The sequence below is a fragment of the Butyricimonas sp. Marseille-P3923 genome, from assembly GCF_900184685.1.
Taxonomy (GTDB): Bacteria; Bacteroidota; Bacteroidia; order Bacteroidales; family Marinifilaceae; genus Butyricimonas; species Butyricimonas muris.
In genome coordinates this window covers 130,206-152,209 of the sequence record NZ_FXXL01000003.1, presented here as the reverse complement: position 1 = coordinate 152,209, position 22,004 = coordinate 130,206, and the positions used below count along the sequence as shown (strand labels likewise).

Annotated in this window: 17 protein-coding genes; 5 read left to right on the top strand and 12 right to left on the bottom strand. The window is 44.2% G+C overall.

Translation table 11 applies throughout. The annotated features are described in order from the left end of the window. Positions 1-147: 147 nt before the first annotated feature. The 10 genes from CS948_RS00925 to CS948_RS00880 all read right to left on the bottom strand — a co-directional run bounded on the left by CS948_RS00925 (position 148) and on the right by CS948_RS00880 (position 16,780). On the bottom strand, positions 148-2,184 hold the full coding sequence (locus tag CS948_RS00925) for a M13 family metallopeptidase (protein WP_099289874.1): 2,037 nt from the start codon (positions 2,182-2,184) through the stop codon (positions 148-150). A gap of 118 nt (positions 2,185-2,302) precedes the next feature. Then, positions 2,303-2,623 (bottom strand): 50S ribosome-binding protein YggL, encoded by a 321-nt coding sequence (locus CS948_RS00920; RefSeq protein WP_099289873.1) that lies wholly within the window; start codon positions 2,621-2,623, stop codon positions 2,303-2,305. 15 nt (positions 2,624-2,638) lie between these two features. Further along, a complete protein-coding gene (locus CS948_RS00915) occupies positions 2,639-4,729 on the bottom strand; it encodes an alpha-L-fucosidase (RefSeq protein WP_099289872.1) in 2,091 nt (696 codons plus the stop codon). 159 nt (positions 4,730-4,888) lie between these two features. After that, on the bottom strand, positions 4,889-7,555 hold the full coding sequence (locus CS948_RS00910; RefSeq protein ID WP_255301820.1) for a zinc-dependent metalloprotease: 2,667 nt from the start codon (positions 7,553-7,555) through the stop codon (positions 4,889-4,891). A gap of 83 nt (positions 7,556-7,638) precedes the next feature. Then, positions 7,639-9,186 carry a PKD-like family lipoprotein gene (locus CS948_RS00905; RefSeq protein WP_099289871.1) on the bottom strand — a complete coding sequence of 516 codons (1,548 nt, stop codon included), beginning with the start codon at positions 9,184-9,186 and terminating at the stop codon, positions 7,639-7,641. Between the two features lie 25 nt (positions 9,187-9,211). After that, positions 9,212-9,901 (bottom strand): DUF4843 domain-containing protein, encoded by a 690-nt coding sequence (locus CS948_RS00900; RefSeq protein WP_176554851.1) that lies wholly within the window; start codon positions 9,899-9,901, stop codon positions 9,212-9,214. Positions 9,902-9,918: 17 nt separating this feature from the next. Continuing rightward, positions 9,919-11,415, bottom strand: a complete 1,497-nt coding sequence (locus CS948_RS00895) for a RagB/SusD family nutrient uptake outer membrane protein (protein ID WP_176554850.1) — start codon at positions 11,413-11,415, stop codon at positions 9,919-9,921. 12 nt (positions 11,416-11,427) lie between these two features. Next, positions 11,428-14,793, bottom strand: a complete 3,366-nt coding sequence (locus CS948_RS00890; protein WP_099289868.1) for a SusC/RagA family TonB-linked outer membrane protein — start codon at positions 14,791-14,793, stop codon at positions 11,428-11,430. Between the two features lie 186 nt (positions 14,794-14,979). Further along, positions 14,980-16,143, bottom strand: a complete 1,164-nt coding sequence (locus CS948_RS00885; RefSeq protein WP_099289867.1) for a FecR family protein — start codon at positions 16,141-16,143, stop codon at positions 14,980-14,982. A gap of 73 nt (positions 16,144-16,216) precedes the next feature. Further along, positions 16,217-16,780 (bottom strand): RNA polymerase sigma factor, encoded by a 564-nt coding sequence (locus tag CS948_RS00880; protein ID WP_099289866.1) that lies wholly within the window; start codon positions 16,778-16,780, stop codon positions 16,217-16,219. Positions 16,781-17,133: 353 nt separating this feature from the next. On the opposite strand from CS948_RS00880, the gene CS948_RS00870 reads away from it, so the two are divergent. Then, positions 17,134-18,369: a site-specific integrase gene (locus CS948_RS00870; protein ID WP_004348478.1), complete on the top strand. Its 1,236-nt coding sequence runs from the start codon at positions 17,134-17,136 to the stop codon at positions 18,367-18,369. A 12-nt stretch (positions 18,370-18,381) separates the two neighbouring features. Continuing rightward, positions 18,382-18,744 carry a hypothetical protein gene (locus CS948_RS00865; RefSeq protein WP_004348477.1) on the top strand — a complete coding sequence of 121 codons (363 nt, stop codon included), beginning with the start codon at positions 18,382-18,384 and terminating at the stop codon, positions 18,742-18,744. Positions 18,745-18,824: 80 nt separating this feature from the next. Here the strand turns inward: CS948_RS00865 and CS948_RS00860 are convergent, their stop codons facing one another. Both CS948_RS00860 and CS948_RS00855 read right to left on the bottom strand, forming a co-directional pair. Then, positions 18,825-19,130, bottom strand: a complete 306-nt coding sequence (locus CS948_RS00860; RefSeq protein WP_004348476.1) for a helix-turn-helix domain-containing protein — start codon at positions 19,128-19,130, stop codon at positions 18,825-18,827. A 31-nt stretch (positions 19,131-19,161) separates the two neighbouring features. Continuing rightward, positions 19,162-19,461 (bottom strand): helix-turn-helix domain-containing protein, encoded by a 300-nt coding sequence (locus CS948_RS00855; protein WP_004348475.1) that lies wholly within the window; start codon positions 19,459-19,461, stop codon positions 19,162-19,164. Between the two features lie 202 nt (positions 19,462-19,663). Here CS948_RS00855 and CS948_RS00845 point away from each other — a divergent pair, with 202 nt between their 5' ends. Genes CS948_RS00845 through CS948_RS00835 form a run of 3 tightly spaced genes read left to right on the top strand, consistent with a single transcriptional unit; the run spans position 19,664 to position 21,963 of the window. Further along, positions 19,664-20,020: a helix-turn-helix domain-containing protein gene (locus tag CS948_RS00845; protein WP_002561004.1), complete on the top strand. Its 357-nt coding sequence runs from the start codon at positions 19,664-19,666 to the stop codon at positions 20,018-20,020. Positions 20,021-20,023: 3 nt separating this feature from the next. Beyond that, positions 20,024-20,374 (top strand): helix-turn-helix domain-containing protein, encoded by a 351-nt coding sequence (locus tag CS948_RS00840; protein WP_004291454.1) that lies wholly within the window; start codon positions 20,024-20,026, stop codon positions 20,372-20,374. 20 nt (positions 20,375-20,394) lie between these two features. Next, complete coding sequence (locus CS948_RS00835; RefSeq protein WP_004348473.1) at positions 20,395-21,963, top strand: DUF3945 domain-containing protein; 1,569 nt, start codon at positions 20,395-20,397, stop codon at positions 21,961-21,963. Positions 21,964-22,004: the final 41 nt, after the last annotated feature.

Genomic DNA, 22,004 nt, shown 5'->3' with positions numbered 1-22,004 from the left:
AGTCCACAAAGTCAAAAACACGATGATATTCAATATAATGATATACAAATCACCTACACATTTGACCTTACGACCTTATGGACTTTTAGACTTTATGAACTAGAGGGTGTGCTTCAACACACCCTCATAATAAATTCTATTTACAAATTACCAGATAGAAGCTCTCTGCTCCACGGGCAAATACAACGGATCGCCCTCTTTCACCCCGAATGCCTCGTACCAAGCACCGATATGCGGAAGAGCACCATTTACACGCCAGCGTCCCAAAGAGTGGGGATCGGATTTCGTTTGCAGACGGATTTGCTCGTCACGAACATTACCTGCCCACACGTTAGCGTATGACAGGAAGAAACGCTGTGCCGGGGTAAAGCCGTTTGCATCGTTACCGAGCGGGGTTTCAGCCATCGCTTTTTGCAATGCCGTGTAAGCCACTTGCAATCCCCCGTGGTCCGCAATATTCTCACCCAAAGTCAATTCTCCGTTCGCATTCAAATCGGGTAATACTTTGATATTGTTGAAGTAATCCACCAATACTTGAGCCCGTTTTTCAAAGTTCTCGGCGTCAGTAGCCGTCCACCAGTCTTTCAAGTTACCGTCCTTGTCGTACTGGCGACCTTGATCGTCAAACCCGTGAGTCATCTCGTGTCCGATCACCACACCGATAGCCCCGTAGTTGCAAGCGTCATCGGCATTCATGTCGAAGAACGGGTATTGAAGAATCCCGGCAGGGAAACAAATCTCGTTCGTGGTCGGGTTGTAATACGCGTTCACGGTCTGGGGAGTCATCAACCACTCGTCTTTATCCACCGGTTTGCCGGCTTTAGAGATCATGTAGTCATAATCGAAATGATTGGAACGAACGATGTTATTCCAGTAAGAATCATTCTTGATTTCCAAGCTGGAATAATCTCTCCATTTGTCGGGATAACCGATCTTCACGTGGAATGCAGCCAGCTTCTCTTGCGCTTTCGCTTTTGTTTCGTCACTCATCCATGCCAAACCTTGGATACGTTCACCCAACGCTTTCTGCAAGTTAGCAACCAATTTCACCATACGTTCCTTTGCCGCGGCGGGGAAATATTTCTCCGTGTACATCTGACCTACCGCCTCTCCCAACACGCCGTTGACCGTGCTCACAGCACGTTTCCAACGGGGTTGCATCTCTTTTCTCCCGGACAGTACTTTTCCGTAGAACTCGAAATTCTGGGCAACCAAGTTATCACTCAAGTAACCGGCAGCGGAATTAATCACGTTCCATTCCAAGTATGATTTCAACACATCCAGATTTTCCTTGTTCAGTAAATCGGCAACCGCCTTCAATTGAGCGATCTGCCCGGCATTTACCTCTTTCAAGTCTTTCAACCCGATCGTGGTGAAATAAGTATTCCAATCCATCCCCGGAACTTCTTTCTGCAATTGAGCCACCGTGATTTTATTATAGTTTCCCTGCGGATCACGCAATTCAACCATGGATTTTGAGCTTTCAGCTAAACGGGTTTCCACTTTCATCACGTTAGCGGCAGCCTTTTGAGCCTCCTCTGCCGTGAATCCTGCTAACTGGAACATCTTAGCCACGTGCTCTTCGAATTTCGCACGAATTTCTTTCGTGTGCTCGTCATTCTCCATGTAATAATCACGTTGTCCCAAACTCAAGCCTCCCTGATAAAGTTGGGCTATATTCATGGAACTGTTCATTTCGTCAGCCCCCACGTACAACCCGAAGAAAGGTCCGAAACCGTCACGATGCATATTCGCGATCAATTGGGGAAGCCCTTTCCGGTTGGAAATAGCGGCAATCTTTTCCAGTTCCGCCTTGATCGGGGCAATCCCCTCGGCGTTTAACTTCGCGCTATCCATGGCGATATTATACAAATCACCCACTTTCCGGGCAACACTCCCCTGTTCGGACTGTTTGTGAGCCAAGTCCTCGATCAAACTTTTGATTTGCGTGCGATTGTTTTCCGCCAACTGGTCAAAAGAACCGAAACGAGAATACTCGTCGGTCAACGGGTTCGCTGCCATCCAACCTCCACAAGCGTATTGATAAAAATCAGCACGCGGATTCGCCGTCTTATCGAGGTTCTCCACCCGAATACCCCCTTGGGGAGCGGCTGCTTTTTTGGTATTGCAACTTGTAGCCATTAATGCCAATGCAATAAAAGGTAAATAAATTGTTTTTCTCATATTATCAGTTTTCTAGTCGTCTTTTCCTTTCAAACACATACCCGGAGAACCTGTCCCCGGGTAGTGACTGACAAAAGTAAAATATTTTGTAATAAAACGAAAAGCGATCAGGCTATTTTTAGTCGTCACGCCAAAGATCTTCCAACTTGCCCACGATGACCTGGTCAAAGATTTGATCATGCTCGCGAAGCCACGCGCTCAACAATTCCCATTCTTTCAGGGTCACGCATCCTTGCTGGCGAGTGATGGTCCCCCCGCAAACACCGGAATACACGGAGCCTATCATATTCAAGTCCATTTGGTTCAATAACTTTCCCAATTCATTCATCCATGCATCAAAACCGTTGTCATCTACATTTTCCTTAATTACAGCCTCAAACGAGAACCCCAATTCTTGGAATTCTCCCTTGTGCAATTTTTTCCGCAATCTCTTTCTCATACTCTTTATTATTGATTATTCAAATTCTACCCGTGTATCCCGTAATCCCATGTCACTGTTCTTGTTCACCGGGAATGCCTCTTTCAACGTACAGTCATGGATATTTCCCGGGTAAAGCTCCATAGGATTCAAACGTAGTTTATACTCTTCTTGTTTCACGTTCGGGTTCATCAAGTAGGTAACTTCTTTCCCGTAACGGTTATATAGCTGCACTATCAATTGATTTTTCCCTTTTTGCACGTGCAATTTCACCACCGTGTTATTCCGGGGCACTCCTCCCACGTACGAGCGCAAGGATACTCGTTTCCCGTTCAAAATAACTTGGGTACCGTCGGCAACGGCAATCTCCACCAGAATATCTTGTTCCCGGTCACTCGTGAACTCGTGTAAAATCTCCACGGATTCCTTTTCTTCTACCGGAATTTTCACCTCCTCGCCCGGCTTTAAGTCCTGACGGGATTTCCAACCATCCCCGATGATATCGATATTCTTTTTCAATCCCTCGGCATTACCGGTATAGGCTCCGCCCCGGGCACTGTACATGTACACGTTGCCCCAGTGTAAAGATCGGGGGTTACCATTCAACGCTTGAATTTTACCACCTGTTAAAGTAACATCTTGTACTTCTCCATCTATCGTAAGACGTACCACCCGATCCTGATCCCCTGCCGTGTAAACGACCGTCGGGGTCACCGTTGCCCCCTTTTTCTCGAAATGCCACACGAAACCGACCGTACTCCGGTAACTGGAATAGTAATCCATACTTGAATGCGCGTACACGGGTATAGCGTTATCCACCGTCAACACTTTCGTTTTTAAAACTTGATCAGGTACCGCCCGGAATGTATCCTCAAATTCAAGTTTTACCACGATTATACCCCTATCCGGCTGCACGGTTCGCGGGATGGCCACGGATACCGTTTGCCCGTTTTGTTTCGTGTCCAACGCCTTGCCGTCAAGCAACAACGTCGCACGCTTTACCTTGCCTATCACGCCTTTTAACTCGATTTCCCGATTGTCCGGCATTTTCTCGACGAACAAATAGAGGTTGTTCCCCTTACGGGTGATATCACCCCATTCCGGGGCATGGTCAAACGGATTCGCAGTGGTACTATAAATCGCTTCCCCGTAATTTTTCAGCCATTGTCCCATCGCCAAAAGAGCATCCTTCTCGAACTCTACCACGGAACCATCTCCCCGGGGACCGATATTCAACAAGTAGTTCCCTCCCCGGCTTACCACTTTGACCATACTGCCTATCTTCTCGTTGATCTTCGCATCCAAATTACCCCGTTCCTGCCATGAACGATAACTCCACGTTTCATGGAAGAATGAAGCCGCGGTTTGCCAAGGCACCCCGATCTTGTGGTCAGGCATTTTATTGTCCGCCATCACGGCAAAGTCACCCCGGTCATTTCCCAAACGTCCGCTCACCATACATCGCGGTTGCAAGCGGGTCACCAAGTCGTACAATTCCTTACTCTGCTCCGCCGTCAAGGAACCCATGTCAAACCAAATTTCGGAGATCGGACCGTAGTTCGTCATGATCTCTTCCACTTGCTTCATACTAAACTCGTGATGTTTCGGGGAAATAGCATCCGCGTTATGAGGAGTAATCCCGTTGCCCGGGAAGTTCCAGTCTATCAAAGAATAATACACCGCAAACTTCACTCCCTGCCGCTGACAGGCATCCGACAATTCCTTCATCACGTCCCGTTTGAACGGAGTAGCATCCACGATATTGTATTTCGTGTACTTGGAATGGTACATACAAAAACCGTCATGATGCTTCGACGTGAACACGATCGACTTCATCCCTGCCGCTTTCGCCAAAGCTGCCACCTCGTCCGCATTCCACTTCTTTGGCTCGAACTGTTTCGCCACCGCCTCGTACTCCGCTTTCGGAATCCGTGCAAACGACTGAATCTGCTCACTGTATCCCGTCCGTACCGGTTCTCCCTTCCAAACTCCCCCCAGTTCCGAGTACAAGCCCCAGTGAATGAACATTGAAAACTTCTGATTTACCCAATCAGGATCGGGTTTCTGTTGCCCGAAAGCAAACTGCACACCCAGCAAAATAATAATTAAACATCCGCGCAATAACATAATAAACACATTTACAATTTAACGGTTGTAAATATAGTATTTAATCATGTTTGCACGGAAAGATTTTGGAAAATTATCTCTACCAAGTAATAGAAAAAAGTCCTTACACGGGAAAGAAATGTTTGATAATCATTTCTTTCCCGTGTAAAGATGTGTCAATTACAATTTAAAAGTATCTAACATCTTTTTCACTTTATACAGCATATGCTTATAGTGGTCACGCGTATCCTGTGAGCCAGTATTTTGACTTTTCTCCAGTAAACTTCTCACTTTCAACAGATAATTATAATACAAAGATTTTGTATCGTACACGTCCTCGGTTTTCACTTCTCTTAACCATCCGAAGCCATTAGTATCAAATACTTCCGTGTCATCTATCATGGTCACCAATTCTTTTATCGTATTGCCCATTCTTTCGACATTTCCGTTTAAACCCGAGTTATAAAGTATCATATCATCCAAAGAAATCGCGTATGCCTTATCCCAGGCACTCAACCGTCCTTCCTTCAAGGCTTCCGGATCGGTAAAGAACATTGCACCTTTTTTCACTGAAGGATCAACATCGGCTGCCAAGGCTGTAATGAAATTAATTTGGAAGTTCTTCTCTGCCGTTGTTAATGTACGTCCGGTCACTGTTCCTTGCCATACGCTTTGGTAAAGATCATCCAAATACTCTTTCAATGTATACGGATCATCCGAACGTTCGGAAGATAGCAATACCGCATTTTTTTTGTCCATTAATTTACTGAACACGGAATATTTACCAACTTGCATTTCTTTCACCGGGGATTGGTCCAAAGAAAAATTTCTCACCATCGTTTCGTTCTCTAACCAAGAAACATCTTTCAATTGCTCCAACAAGAATTGTAAAGATTTCCGTTGCACCTCTTTTGGCACAGACTTATAAGTAGGATACGGGTCTCCCTCGTTTTTCTCGTACAAATACATCCCCCCGATATTCATCATCACATTATTCAAATAACGTTTGAATTGATTAATCAATTGCCCATAAAGTATTTCCCTATGTGAAAAATCTTTATCATCGTTCACGAACCATGTGTTCAAATGTTGCATGATATATTTCAAGTTCCGAATACCGTACTCTCCCGCCTTAACCGGATCATCCCCCAAATCTTCAGTCATAGAGGAAGGATCATATTTTGAACGGATTTGCTGTTTCCCGTATCTGTATATCGGATTCCCCGCTTTTTCCGAAATCCATCTATCTAGAATAGTTGCCTCTTCATCAGGAGAAACGAACAAAGGCGTATATTGCCATTTAATCACGTAATAATCATACTCTCCCAAGCGAGGCGGTGTAAGTTTAACCCCTTTGTCTTCGGGCTGCGCCACGTAATTAAAACGGGCATAATCCATAATAGAGGCTGTCGTTCCATATTTGTTCGTAAAAGTTACGGAACGTAATGAATCCACCGGAAAAGCAGCAGAAGCTGACATATTGTGCATCAATCCCAAACAATGACCGATTTCATGAGCGACAACATACCTAAGAGCATCTGCTTTCACCTCATGGGGTAAAACTTTTACTCGAACAGAGGGATCTACCTGTGCCGTTTGAATAAACCGCCAATTATTTAGTAACTTTACAATGTTGTGATGCAAGTAGACTGAAGCATTGATAATTTCGCCCGTTCTAGGATCTGTCCACGAGGGTCCCATCGCGTTAGCCGTCCACGTGGGAGCATAACGCACACAGGAGTATTTCAAATTATCCGGATCAAACTCCGGATCATCCTTCGGGAAATCCAATGCTCGTACAACATTTTTAAAACCGATCTTTTCAAAAGCCGCATTCCATTCTTCTATTCCCAATTTCACAGCTTCCCGCCATTCTGTCGGGCAAGCATCATCCACGTAAAATACGATTGGCTTTTGGGGTTCAACAAGTTCTCCCCGTTTGTACGCCACTTCGTCAACAGGTTCCAAACGCCAACGATTGGCATAATACAACGCTTTCACCCGATCCTCCTTTGCAGTGAAGTACTCGTTACCCGTGTAAAAAATTCCGATTCGGGGATCTGCAATCCTAGGACGCATGGGGTATTCCGGTAATAACAAAAACGTCCTTGTCATCTTAGCCGTTGTCGGTTTATCTTTCTTCCACAAAAACAATCCTAATATTTTGATATCGGACATGTAAGTTAAAGTCGATTTTACAGAAACATTATCCTCGAAAGCCTTGATCTCGTTCAAACATGCCAAATCCTTTTGGAATGTTGAGGTTCGGGTTGCTAATCCAAAGAACATATTATCCCCGTAAGGATCAAAAGGCTGAAGTGATTTAATATCCGTGGTGAACAAAGGAGTCACTTCTACAACAACGGCAGAACTATCCGGACTGAAAGCCTCAATTTTAAAACTTTGGAAAACAGCCGGGGCGTTATTCAATTTTATCGCTTTCTCAATCTGTTTGTATTCCGGATCGTATAAAGAGTTCAATGATGTATATTCCAACAATTGTATCGTACTATCATGTTTCACAAATTTCACATGGAGCGGTTTCGTCGGTTTTTGTCCGACCAAAGCATCACCATTATCATTAATCTCTGATACCGTTGAACCTAACAACATATCCCGTCCCAATAAATTCAAGGGAATCTCAAAATATATTTTCCCTTCCATCTTATAAATCGTCAACATTCCCTTGACGGTTTCCTTTTTGTGCCCACTAAAGAGTTTTTCATAAGCCGATTCTTTTTGCTTTACTTCTTTAGTGGCATTCTTGTCCTTTTTTCTAGCATACAAATTCATAGGATATGGTACTAAAAATACCCATATCATCCACAAAATAAACAGTGATTTCATAACATTAGTTTTAATTAAATATTTGATAAGTATCCCATGGGGTAGTACGAACCACCCCATGAAAGATGAATTGATAAATTCATTTACATCCAATACTCTTTGCGCACTCCGTAGCGATAAATTACATCCACGATTTCCCCGAAACCATCTTTACTGTAAATCACGTTAGGTTGCCCGGAAATAAATGTCGCATCCGTGATATCAAACAGCGTGAATGTTCCGTTTTTAAGCCCAACCCCTAACTGGGTAAATCCTTTGTTCGGATGCATAGCAACAATCTCCACGCCATCAAAATCTTTATACAGATGCACGGACTTCTTTTTGGTATCATAATAATACAGTTTATCATTATTCGTACCGGCAGTAAAGAATAGATATGCCCTTTGTTTCAACAACCAGAACAAGGTCTTTTCGGTAAGTAAATTCTCCCCGGGAAACTCAACACAAGCATCCTTTTCCGGAATAGTTACCGTGAAAGTAGGCTTCTTATAGAGCACATGGAAAGTTTGATAGTAGTATTTTCCTGATTGCGGTTCTTTCAATATCATTGAATAGTCGCACTCATTCCCGTACACGCTATAAAAATCATTACATGAAGCTCCGTGTATCACTTCCATATCCCCGAAATTATCCAGACGCGTATATCCATCAGGATAAGTCCCCGTGAATATCAGTTCGCCTATATTCCCCGTGTTAGTAGCCACTTGGGTGCCGAAAGGAAGAAGCCGTTTATTCAAACCGTCATACAGAATCACCATATCCGTCGTATAGTATGCCGAAGGAAAGACCTGCTCCACCCGTAATCCACCTGCAACATACACCGGGGTATTATTAAACTGAGCCACATGAAACCCATCCCTCGGGTTTGTCACCAAGCGAGAATATAAATTCCCATCACTATTCCGGATAAAATGCAAATAGGAAAGATACACGTAATCCGTCGGGGAGAAGCCTGTCGGCAACTGCTCCCCTATAAATTCCTGATAAATGTTTAACACCCGCTGGAAAGAATTACCATCCAATTCCACGTTTCCTTGTCCTCCTTTTTGAATAACCAACACTTCGCTAGGAGTTTCAGCCAGACTATAATGCTCGATTAATTTCACAGGCTGACTTCCTAATTCCATCCCACCATTCTGCTGCTTATATAAATCTTCATAAACCCGGTATTCTATCTCCACCACATTTCCCTCGACTTCCTTTTCCAACATAGAGATATGCCCAATCTCGGATTTCCCATTTCTCTGGTAAAGAATAGACCATCCGGTTGCGAAAGGTGAAAGCACTTTAATTTGGAAATAAGTTGCAGAAGCGATCCCTGTGCCGTTATCCGTCACGTAAAGATAACAATTAACAGTCTCACTTTTTTCTCCTTTAAAATGTAAGGTTCGATCTGTCGATATAACCGTATCTTTCACGAACCAGACAAAACTAACATCCATTGTATCTTTCAAATCACCATAATGCATTTCAGGTGCTATCTCTATTTCTTCCCCGATATACGTGGAAATAACATTCAGATCACCCCATACACCACGATCTTCGACGTAATTATAATTGCCTTCATCATCAAAACACGAGGCAAACAACCAAACACCGATCAACGCATATAATAAAATTCGTATCTTCATAATCTCATACTTATTAAGTGAATAACTAACCAAGAATAGGGACTGTCATGTTTGAACCGTCCAGCTCTTTTACCGGATCGCCATCATCTATTCTTTTTTGCAAATAATACTTGAATTTTAAGACTAAAGCTCGTTTCTCGTCCGGGGATTTACCACTTAAATCTCCCGTTCCCGCGATTTTGATAAATTCTTCAAATTTCTCATCCGAATAAGTTCCCAGAAAAGACTTTACGATATCGGCATCCCACCATTCCGGTTGGGCGATCATGTTTGATATCCAAAAAACCTTCCGGCAATAGAGCGTTTCCCCTGCCAACGCTTCATCAGAATCAACCACGTCGATCACGATACGAAAAGCCTTCATATCCAATTCTCCCGATTTCTTAAATAGAATATCGGCATTGTCTGTCACGTTGCCAGCATGTAGTACTTGTGACTCGGGAATATCATACATATCGAGGGACGCTGTCGTTTCTTCCTTTACAACTCTCAATTTATAATGAACATCTTCACCTTGCATTACCCCTAACAATTTGACTCCCAAAGGATATTTCAACTCTGTCTGCCCCGGATAAAAAAAGAACGAAAGCGTCGTTGAATCGGCATATGAATCCACGAACTGAACGTAATTAAAACCGACATAAGTTTCCATTTCTTCTTTCTCACATCCCGTAATAGCTAACACGAGGAATAATATATAAATATACTTTTTCATCATCTTATATTTTTGAATTAGAAAATCGTTTCATTATCCGGTAACGGGAACACGAAATTATCTTTCATTGGAATCACTTGGCTACCGATCTTTATATTCTCATTCAATCGTTTATAAACAAAAAAAGTCTGTCCTTCAGTCATAAACTCTTTACGAGCCTCCCACATCAACTCTGTTTTGAATTGTGCCGGCGTAGTCCCACTTACTTGACGTTTTGCTCCTCGACTATTTCTCACGTAATTCAAAAGTCGTTCTGCCTCCACCGTGTTACCCTCAGCATAGTAACATTCACTCAAGATGTAATATATCTCGCTCATCCGCAAATTGGGCAACATTCTATACTGGCACTTGATATTAATCGATGTTGCAGCACCGGTATCCAGCCATTTCTGACAGACTTCCTTATTACCATTGTCTTTAACGATCAATTTTGCCCGAGCATCATCAGTATCATCATAAGCACCGAAATCAAATATATTCATATTCAATCTCATATACACAGAAGACCCTTTATAAGTTGAAATATGCGATAAGAGTAAATCATCATAAAGAGAAAAGATTACATCATCAAATAATTTTATATAATTGCTCGATGCAGTCGAAGACCCGATATTACTTGTCGCCGTAAATTTAAACCATGCTGAAGAACTCCATTTATTCTTTCCTTCCGGTCCGAAATTTTCATAAACATAAAGAGCATATTTTTTCGCTTTATCCAACTGCCCTGCATAAAGGCACACTCTTGCCAACATGCCGTTGATTGCCACAAAATTCAAACGATTACCCCGACTGGCAAAAAAATTACCACTTTCTGGCGTCGACATTCTCGTGAAACGTCCCGAAACAGAACTCATAATTCGATAATTTGTTGTATCCCACTGTATAACCAAATCCTTCGCCCTTTCCAAATCTATAATAATTTTTTCCAATATTTCACTGGTTCTCAAACGGGGTTCCGAGTAAGAAGGGAATGTTGCATAATAAGGCACGTACTCCCCGTTATCCCCGGATTCCGGGGCTGGAGCAAATAATCTGACCATATCAAAATGCAGGAAACCTCTCAAAGCTAAAGCTTCTCCCAGTATTAAATTTTTCTCCATATCTCCTTCAGGAAAAAATCCCGGGTCTTTATCATCAATCTCCTGAATTAACTTGTTACAATTCGCTATTGCATTATAACTCTTAGACCACATTTTGGAAATAATGGTCTTAATCGTACTTCTCGTGTAATTGTATTGTTGCGCATATTGATAGGTTGAACTCGTACCCGAACTTCCACTCAGGTAATCCTGCCCCAAAACACTCAACAGTCCCCATGTCATTTCTCGCCCGTAAAGCTCTCCTTCTGAAATCGAAGTATAAATTCCATTCAACGAATTCCGAAATCCTTCGTACGTACCGTACAATTTGGAATCATCCACTTTGTCACTGGGCTCTAAATCCAACCATTCATCACAAGATGAAAACAAGGCTATGGCTAGGATTGTCATCATTAAATATATATACTTTCTCATAATTACTCTCATTTAGAAACTTGCATTTAATGTTATGTTATAAGTCCGGGCAAAAGGATAGTCCGTACCTCGCTCCTGTCGTACACTCGTGATCTTCGCGATATCCTTCATGTTAAATTGTATACGTAACATACTACAACCAATTTTACCAATCAATTTTTTATCAAAGTCATAACCAACGGTCAAAGAATTAAACGTCACACCATTATATCTTTGAATAAAACGAGAGGTCGGGCGAGTAACAATACCTTGTTCTCCAATATCTTTCAATTTCGTGATATCTCCCGGCTTTTTCCATCGGTCCGTTAATACCCGTTTGTCTGCATTATACTCGTATATATCTACATTTTCCACCCTATTTACTAAAGTCTGATTATACTCGTCTCCCCCGAATTCATACAAGAAAGAAGCAAACAAAGTGAAACCTTTCCATTGCGCATTTACTCCAAAGGCACCTTGGGCATCCGGTTCACTATCCCCGATAATCATTTGATCGGAAGCATTCCACGTGGAAGTAACCGTACCATCCGCCTTCATGAAAAGTTCTTTTCCATCTGTCGGATTTATTCCCAAAGAATACATTCCAAAAATGGATGTCATAGCCCCTCCTTCAACATATTTCATCAACGGCTTGGAATATTTTGCATCTTTCGTACTGGCAACCGAAGACCCGTAAGCAGCGAATTGCTGGTCTACCAATTCGTTATAAGCTTTCAACGATTCGGATATTTTTAATATTTCATTTTTGTTATGTGCCAGATTCCCGTACAAAGAAATAAATAAATCTTTTTTCTTTATCACGTCCAATTTTATATCCAACTCGAATCCTTTATTACTGACTTCTCCCATGTTATCTTTATATGACACGAAGCCGGTAGAAGCCGGCAGATCGACATCCGTGATCAAATCAATGGTTTTCTTATTATAAATAGTCCCTTTAACAAGAAAACGATCTTTCAAAAAGCCCAATTCCAACCCGAAATCCGATGTATTGGTACGTTCCCATTTTAAATTCTCGTTTCCCAAGTAAGTTAACAAGACGCCATTACCCGTATCATACCAATGATCGATAATATCATAACTCTGTTTTGCTGCATATGCAGGGAAATTCACTTTACCGGTTTGCCCGTAAGTCGCCCTGATTTTCAGCAAACTCAACCAATCCAATTGTTGCATAAAATCGTAATTATGGATATTGATTCCTACACCGGAAGACCAAAAAGGGGCATACTTCTTTTTCGTTCCAAAATCAGAAGAACCATCCACCCGGAAAGAAGCATCCAATAAATAAATATCATTAAAAGTATAGTTAAGAGCCAAAAATGCACCAAACAAACGATTATGGTCATCCGTGAAAGTCGGTTTTTCCGCAATTTCTGCTGCAAATTGAGGTGAATGCAACTGTCCCGACGGGAAACCTTTATAGTATGCTGAAGAAAATTTGGATTTTGTTTCTTTCACATTTACTCCCAAAGAAAAGTTCAAATGATGTTTCTTGAATGACTTCAAATAATTTAGATACAAATTCGTGTTCCAACTCAAACGTTCTAATGTAGTTTGAGTTAACTCGCCTTTTATCGCTATATCTGTTTCAAAAGACACGACATATCTCCCCGATGCAGGGTCATAGAACACTTCCGAATCCGAATCATACTTAGATATGGCAAATTGTCCCTTGAATTGCAAATCGTCCCGTATATACCAATCGACAGAAAGATTATTCGCAAATTCAGTGTATCCGTTTTTACTGAAATTATTGGTTTTCAATGCCTCGTACAAAGGATTTTTATCGCTTCCCACATGCCAGTAAGGGAATTTTTGCACCAAATTACCTTCTTCATCATAAGGTGTACTATACGGTAATATCTTGGCATAATCGCTAAAGCTGCCATAAGGAGAATCTACAGCTTTCACCCGGTCAAAAGTAATCTGATTTTTGATTTGTACTGAATTCATTCGGTATCCCAAATCCAATCCCGCACCTACACGATCACGAGAAGAACCTTTCATTACTCCTCCCTGTGAATCATATTTGAAACTCACACCAAAACGTAATTCCTGACTTCCCCCTTCAACATAAAGACTATGCTTGTGATTAAACTCATCGCATAAAGGTTGAGCCAACCAATCGGTATCCATACCTTTATTTACTGCCGTCAATTTCTCCATATATTCTTGGTAAAGACTACGCTTGTCAAGCTCTGTTTCTCCAATAAAGGCTCCTGCCAAAACTTCGGCTTCCAACTTCTCCCGAGAATTCATCAAATTATAATCCGACAAATCAGGCAATGTCAAAGAACCTACAAAATTATACGTTACCTTTACCTTACCTATTTCCGGGGCAACCGTCTCTATAACTATCACGCCATTAGCCGCACGGGAACCATAAATTGCAGTTGCCGCCGCATCTTTCAAAATCGTAATACTTGCGATACGATTAGGATCAAAATCATACACTTTCTCCATACTAACCTCAAACCCATCCATAATAAACACGGGAGAGTTCGGGTTATTTTGCAATGCAGCCTGAGAAATATCCTGTACATCCAGTTCTTTAACTCCTATTCCGGAACGCCCCCGGATATAAAACTCCGGTAAAGTATTAGGGTCGGAACCCATCAGATTATTCTTAATCAAACGTAAAGACGGATCAAATACTTGTAAAGCATCAATCACGTTCCGGGATGCCACTTTCAATATATCCTCTTTACTAACCCGCACGGAAGCCCCAGTAAAACTTGACTTCTTAATGTTCGCGTACCCTGTCACGACAACATCTTCCATCTCTACATTATCTTCCTCCAACACGACATCATACACGGTCTTATTCGACTGTATTTTAATTTCTTGTGTTTTCATCCCGAGAAACGACACAATCAATACCTGATTCTTACCATCCGGAATATTTAACTCATACTTCCCGTTTACATCAGTCGCGACTCCAACAGTAGTACCTTTCAACGTTAAAGTTGCCCCGGACAAAACTTCACCTTTAGATGTTGTCACTTTACCGGTCAATTTAATCATATTCACTACTGGCGAAATTTTATTCACGGTAATAATAATAGTTCCATCTACAAATTTGTACCCTAAATTAGTCCCTTTAAAACAGCGGTCTAGTACTTCCGTTACAGTAACCTGCTTCATGGTAAAGGTTTGCGGTTGTACTTGTTTCACCTCATCTTGATTGTACAAGAATTCGATTCCCGTTTTTTTAGTTAAATCTGTCAATATTTCCTTCATTGCAGCAGCAGCATACGTCACATCTATCTTCTTTTTAAGATAATCTTGTTCCTGCGCATATGTTGGGCAAGAGAATAACAGTAGAAGCACGGAAAGCCACCCGAGCATAAACTTCATATTTTTTTTCATCATCATTTTGTTTCAATTTATCTAACCATTAGCATACAACTCCCCATACCGTCACCAACGGTACAAAATAAATTAGCAAGCTTGGTTATTCAATTAATTTTCGTATTTTTGAATCGTGATTACTCATCACCCAGTGATGAAACCTTTTTACAGAACCGGAGTCCCCATTCCGGTTTTCTGTATTTAATAAAATTACTTTTTCTTTCTCATAATCTGTATTGTTTCTTGGTTAATAGTGAAATGTACATCTGTCGTCAACTCTAACAATTCAAAAGCTTTTGTAATGTCATCATATTTTAGTAATTGCCCCGAGAATCGGGTACTCATCAACGTTGAATCTCTAAATTCGTAATCTAAATTATACCAACGGGCTAACTTGCGGACGATCATATCCAATGATTCATCATCGAACATAAATTTACTCTCTATCCATGAAGTGTAGTAGCGAGAATCAACCTCGTGTATCTTAAAATCATTTTCTCCTATTTCCACCTGTTGATTCGGATATATTATCGTATGGCATTCCCCTCGGTTGACTTTCAATTTTCCCGAGGCTAACGTCACCCACGCATACTGCTCATCCACGTAATTCATAATATTAAATGATGTTCCCAACACCTCAACATCAAACCCCTCACTTTTCACATAAAAAGGCATAGCCTCATTACGACTTACTTGAAAAAAGCCCTCTCCTTTCAATTCCACTTCTCGCCGATCTCCGTTAAAATGTACCGGATACCTTAATGAAGACTCTGAATTTAACCAAACAATAGTCCCATCCGAGAGTGTCAATTGATATTCACCACCCCGACCGACAATCAATGTATGATATTCTGTTTCCTCAACAGTTAACGCAGTAGTATCGTAAATCAAAGTGTTATTTTCGTTACGCACTCCGGCTAAATCTATCTCAACATTCCTGTTTATCCCAAGCAAAATAGAGTCCCTATGGTTATCCACGACAAGAGAAATCAATGCCAGTTCATGTACACAAACGGGTTCCATAATCTCGTTGTCCTCCTTTATTTCCCACTGCAAAATGAAAACAGAACACAATAACAACACCAAGACAGCCACGGAAGAATAAGTCCATACTTTACGACGCCATTTTGATCTTCGATTCATATCTTTCTCCAAACGTCCCCAAGCTTGTTCAGCTTCCGGAATACGTTTATAATTCCGATAATCCTCCTCCACAAATTTCAATGTTTTCATCTCCTCGCGCCATTCCTTGTTGCCGGGATCTGCCTGAATCCAATCATTCAATTCCTTTTGTTCCTCAAGAGTAAGTTTCTCAAAAACTTCTTTCAGGAATAAACGAGTCATCCGGTCTATTATTTTCTCATCTGTCCTCATAATTGTCTGTTATCTATCCCTAAGACTAACGAACTTACAAAATGAGTTATCCGGAAAGAAAAAAAATCTTATTTTAACATATCTCGGAAAGAAAAAGAAGACAGCAAAGCGGAAATAAATCTTTTAAAATCACTTGCAATTGTTTTCGGGCTTTTACTCGTTGCGACCGCACGGTTTCCTCTGCAATATGCAATTTTTCAGCCACTTCTGACACTTTCAAGCCGTCGATATAACTTAACTTGAAGATTTCCTTCCGATGTGCCGGTAATTGATCGATTGCTTTTAGTATTTCCAAAAATACTTCCGTTTCAATCCGCTGTTTTAAATAATTATTATCATCCGCCCGTTCTTCTCCCTCCCCCCCTTGCAAACGAATCGTAAAATTCCGGCGTCGAATAAAAGTCAATGATTGATTGTAGACAGCCTGAAAAAGATAAGCCTTCAAATGACTCTTGTCAATGAAACTCATTTTCTTTTCCCATATTGCCAGAAACACGTTATGCACCATATCTTCAGCATCCTCATCACATGACAGCATTTTCCCGGCAAAGAGACACAATGGTTTGTAATATTCCATAAATATCTCCTTGTAGACACTTTGGGTCAAAATAAGTTTCTTTTCAGTATCCTCCATCATCGTAAACGCATTCACTTCTTGTTGACAAAGTTACTACAAAAAAGTGAAATGCGGAAAGTTATAGTGATAGAATTGAGTTACAAGGGTTTTAGTTGAAGTGGCGATAATTCGTGAAGCCATTACAATCCCTGCCGAAGCCAAATCCTGACGCCGCAACGTTACTTGTTCGTAACCATGCCCGAAAATGCGACAAACGGGTACGGATAGCGAAACAATACGTTAAGGAATAGTGAGTTACCGATAACTCACGCAAAAATTTCGGTTACGGAAAAAGATTGCTCCGTTCCTCCCCGTTTTGCGTACCGACACCGGACTCTTCACCAACTAATTTTGAAACCAAAAAATTAAGGACGATGAAGAGTACATTTTCAGTAATCTATTACCTCAAGCGTCAGGTAGTGAAAAAGGACGGGACAGTACCCGTCATGGGACGCATCACGGTGGACGGCAGCCAGACGCAGTTCAGCTGCAAGCTGACAGTCGATCCGAAACTGTGGGACACCAAAGGTGGACGTGTCACAGGCAGAAGCGCGGCGGCACTCGAAACGAACCGTATGCTTGACAAGATGCGGGTGCGCATCAATAGGCACTATCAGGAAATCATGGAACGTGACAACTTCGTCACGGCTGAGAAGGTGAAGAACGCTTTTCTCGGACTGGAACACCGCTACCACACGCTGATGCAGGTGTACCGTCGTCACAATGAGGACTATGAGAAACAGGTGGAAGCAGGCATGAAAGCAAAAGGTACACTGGAAAAGTACCGTATCGTTTACAAGCACCTGCAAGAGTTCCTCGACATCCGCTACCATGTGAAGGACATCGCACTGAAAGAGCTTACCCCCGCTTTCATCTCCGACTTCGAGATGTTCCTGCGCACGGACAAACACTGCTGCACCAATACCGTGTGGCTGTACGTCTGCCCGCTACGGACGATGGTGTTCATCGCCATCAACAACGAGTGGCTGACACGCGACCCGTTCCGCGAGTATGAAATCAAGAAGGAGGAAACAACACGCAGTTTTCTGACCAAAGAGGAAATACGCCTGCTGATGGACGGGAAACTGAAAAACGCCAAACAGGAACTGTACCGTGACCTCTACCTGTTCTGCGCTTTCACCGGGTTGTCGTTCTCGGATATGCGCAACCTCACGGAAGAGAATATCCGCACCTACTTCGACGAACACGAGTGGATAAACATCAACCGCCAGAAAACGGGCGTGGTGTCCAACATCCGCCTGCTTGACATCGCCAACCGCATAATCGGCAAATACCGTGGGCTGTGCGAGAACGGCAAGATATTCCCCGTCCCGCATTATAACACGTGCCTTGCCGGTATCCGTGCCGTCGCCAAGCGTTGCGGCATCACCAAGCATATCACGTGGCATCAGAGCCGCCACACGGCAGCCACGACGGTATTTCTCTCTAATGGCGTACCTATCGAAACCGTCAGCTCCATGCTCGGACACAAGAGCATAAAGACGACGCAGATTTACGCGAAGATAACCAAAGAAAAACTCAATCAGGACATGAAGAACCTTGCCGCAAGGTTGAACAGTGTTGAGGAATTTGCAGGTTGCACCATCTAAAAAAGAGAAGCCATGAAACGTGACATAATCATCATAGAGGACAAGGCGGTCAGCGTAACCGGTAACGACGTGTGGATGACCGCCACCGAAATCGCCGGACTGTTCCATACGACCGTCCCGGCAGTGAACGCCGCCATCAAAGCCATCCGCAAGTCGGACGTGCTTAACGACTACGAGGTGTGCCGCTACATGCAACTTGAAAACGGACTGTACGCAGATGTGTACGCGCTTGAAATCATCATCCCCGTCGCCTTCCGGCTGAACACCTACAACACCCACCTGTTCCGCACATGGCTGGTGGGAAAAGCTCTCGCCAAAGAGAAACGGCAGGCATACGTGATGTTCATACAGAACGGAAAAGCCGGGTACTGCTGATTGCGCATACCACATAAGACAAGGAAACGGGCAGCACCACAAAAAGTGTCGCCCGTTTCCTTTTTTCTTGCCAACCGCGCTCACTCCAGCGGCTTGCGGTAATTTGCTTCCAGCACTTCACGCAGCCCCGTTTCCGGGTAAAGCACCTTCCCTCCCAAAAGTATGAAGGGCAACACGCGGTTGTTGCGGTATTCCTGCAATGTGCGTCGGCTTACGCGGAGCAGTTCCGCCACCTCGCCGTCCGTCAGGTAACGTTCCCCGTCCAGCAGAGGACGGTAACTTTCCAGAAAGGCGGACAGCCATTTCGAGCCTTTGCGCATATCCTGCACCACAGAGGCTATCGGCTCGTCTTCCATCGTAAAAACATCGTTGTTCTCGTTCATCATAACTTCGGATTCAGTGGGTGAATAAATCAAATCATCTGCCGTGCGGATAGAGCGTGCCGATAAGCGGTATCAGCCGCTTCACCTCCTCCGGCTTGTAATAAAACCTGCGGTTTATCTGCGAGTAGCCGATAAGCCGCCTGTCGCGCAGCGTCTGCAACGTGCGCGAACTTATTCTCAACTGCCTACAGACTTCCTCGCCCGTGAGCCATCTTTCCATGCGCCTCGTGTCGCTTTTGCGCCTCAGGGCGGCGACCTTCTCCGAGAGTGCGCCGAATGCCGCCACCATCATCTCGAAAGTCTTTTTCTCGATAGATACTATTTCCATATTCATGCAATTATCGGTTTGCCCGCAAAGGTAACGGTACGGTCCTGAACACGTGCCGTTTTCCGCTGAAAGGCTGCCTGTTGCGCCGTTTGACCGGGTTACGGAGCCATCTTCCGTAAAAATCTTACGTGAGTCACGTAGTGAGTTGTTAAAGCCCCTTTTGTTTATTGCCGATTTTTGCTGCAGAAACAAAAAGAAAGGACTGAATATGAAAGTGATAACGATGGAAAGTTCCGCCTTCCGGTCATTGACGGAACAGATAGCGGAGATTGCGGCACACGTCCGTGCCGCCTCCGGCGACAAGAAAGCGGCATCGCCCGACAGGTTGCTCACCACACGCGAGGCGGCGCACCTGCTTAACGTGAGTACCCGCACCCTCCAGCGTATGCGCAGCGAGCAACGCATCGGTTATGTCGTGCTTCGCGGTAAATGCCGCTACCGGCAGTCGGAAATAGACCGCCTGCTTGAAGCGTGTGCCGTCAACGAGGACGCGGCGACACCGCAGGAATTGAAACGCAACCACACGCTGCGCACTGGCGGCAAACCAAAAGGAAGGAGGACATAGGTCATGGAACTGCTCACACGAAACAACTTCGAGGGCTGGATGCAGAAGCTGATGGAACGGCTCGACCGTCAGGACGAACTGCTGCTGGCGATGAAGGCTGAGGGGAAACAGCCTACTATCACGGAAAGCATCCGCCTTTTCGACAATCAGGATTTGTGCATGCTGCTCCAGATAAGCAAGCGCACACTGCAACGCTACCGCAGTGTCGGCGCATTGCCCTACAAGACACTGGGCAAGAAAACCTATTACAGCGAGGAGGATGTGCTGACATTCCTTTCCAACCATATCAAGGACTTCAAAAAAGAAGATATAGCCTTCTACAAGGCTCGTATCCATAATTTCTTTCATAAATAACCCATTAAAACATTTTTCAAATGGCAAAGAAAAAAGACGAAAAGGACGTGCTGGTAGTCCGTGATGAGAAGACGGGCGAGATCAGCGTGGTAGCCGGGCTGAATGCAGACGGCACACCCAAGCGTACCCCTGCGAAAGCTGAGAACGCGCAGAGTTTCCTGCAATTCGACCGACAAGGCGACGTGCTGGACAACTTCTTCAAGAACTTCTTCCGGCAGTGCAAGGAACCCAGCCGCTTCGGTTTCTACCGCATCGCGGCAGACCAAGTGGATTCCATGCTTGGCGTGATGAAAGACCTGCTTCAGCATCCGTACCAGAACAAACAAATCCTTGCACCGCACAAAATCGACACCTTCCCTTATCAACAGCAGGTGCAGGAAGAGATGGCGGCACAAAAGACAGAGAAACAAGAACCTCAAAAACAGGAAAACATGGAACAACAGAAAGAACAGCAGGAAAGCCCGCAACAGACGCAGGGCAGACAGGGCTACCAACCCATCAACGAGAGCAAAATCAACTGGCAGGAGCTGGAGGACAGATGGGGCGTGAAGCGTGACGACCTTGAAAAGTCCGGAGACCTTACGAAGATGCTCCACTACGGCAAGTCCGACTTGGTAAAGGTCAAGCCCACCTTCGGCGGCGAATCATTCGAGCTGGACGCCCGCCTCTCCTTCAAGAAGGACGGTGAGGGAAATGTCAGCCTCGTGCCGCACTTCATCCGCAAGGAGCAGAAGTTAGATGAGTACAAGGAACACAAATTCTCCGACGATGACCGGAAGAACCTGCGCGAAACGGGCAACCTCGGCAGGGTCGTGGACATTGAGGACAGGGAAACGGGCGAAATCATCCCCTCCTACATCAGCATCGACCGCAAGACGAATGAAATCACGGACATTCCGGCAAACAAGGTGCGCATCCCGGAGCGCATCGGCAAGACGGAAATCACCAAACAGGAGCAGGACATGCTCCGCGCCGGACTGCCCGTGCGCGACAAGCTCATCGAGCGCAACGACGGCAGGAAGTTCGTCACCACCCTTCAAGTGAACGTGGAGCAGCGCGGCGTGGAGTTCGTGCCGGGAACCGGAAGGTCGCCCCGTACCGCACAGACGCAGGAAGCCAAAGGTGACACCTCGAAAAGTCAGGCGCAAGGCGGGGAAAATGCCGCACAGACCAAGAAGGAGCAACGCCGCAACACGTGGATGAACGAGGACGGCAGCATCCGCCCCATCAGCAAATGGAGCGGCGTGAACTTCACCGACAAGCAGAAAGCCGACTACGTGGCGGGTAAAGCCGTGAAACTGGAGAACGTGACCGACAAGCAGGGCTTCCATGCCACGATGTATATCAAGTTCAACCCGGAGAAGGGCCGCCCGTACCGCTACGAAACGAACCCCGACAACGCCCAGCAGGTCGCCCCGTCCAACGAGAGCCGCACACAGGTGGCGGTGAACAACGAGGGCAAAACCAACGAGGCGACAAAGAACCTGAAAGAGCCTTTGCAGAAAGGTCAGACCGCCCCGAAGGACGACCGCCAGCAACAGCAGCAGGAGAAGCCGAAAAAGAAGAACAACAAAGGCATGAAAATGTAATCCCGTGTCCGCCACTGAATCCAAAATAAAATCCAAAGTAT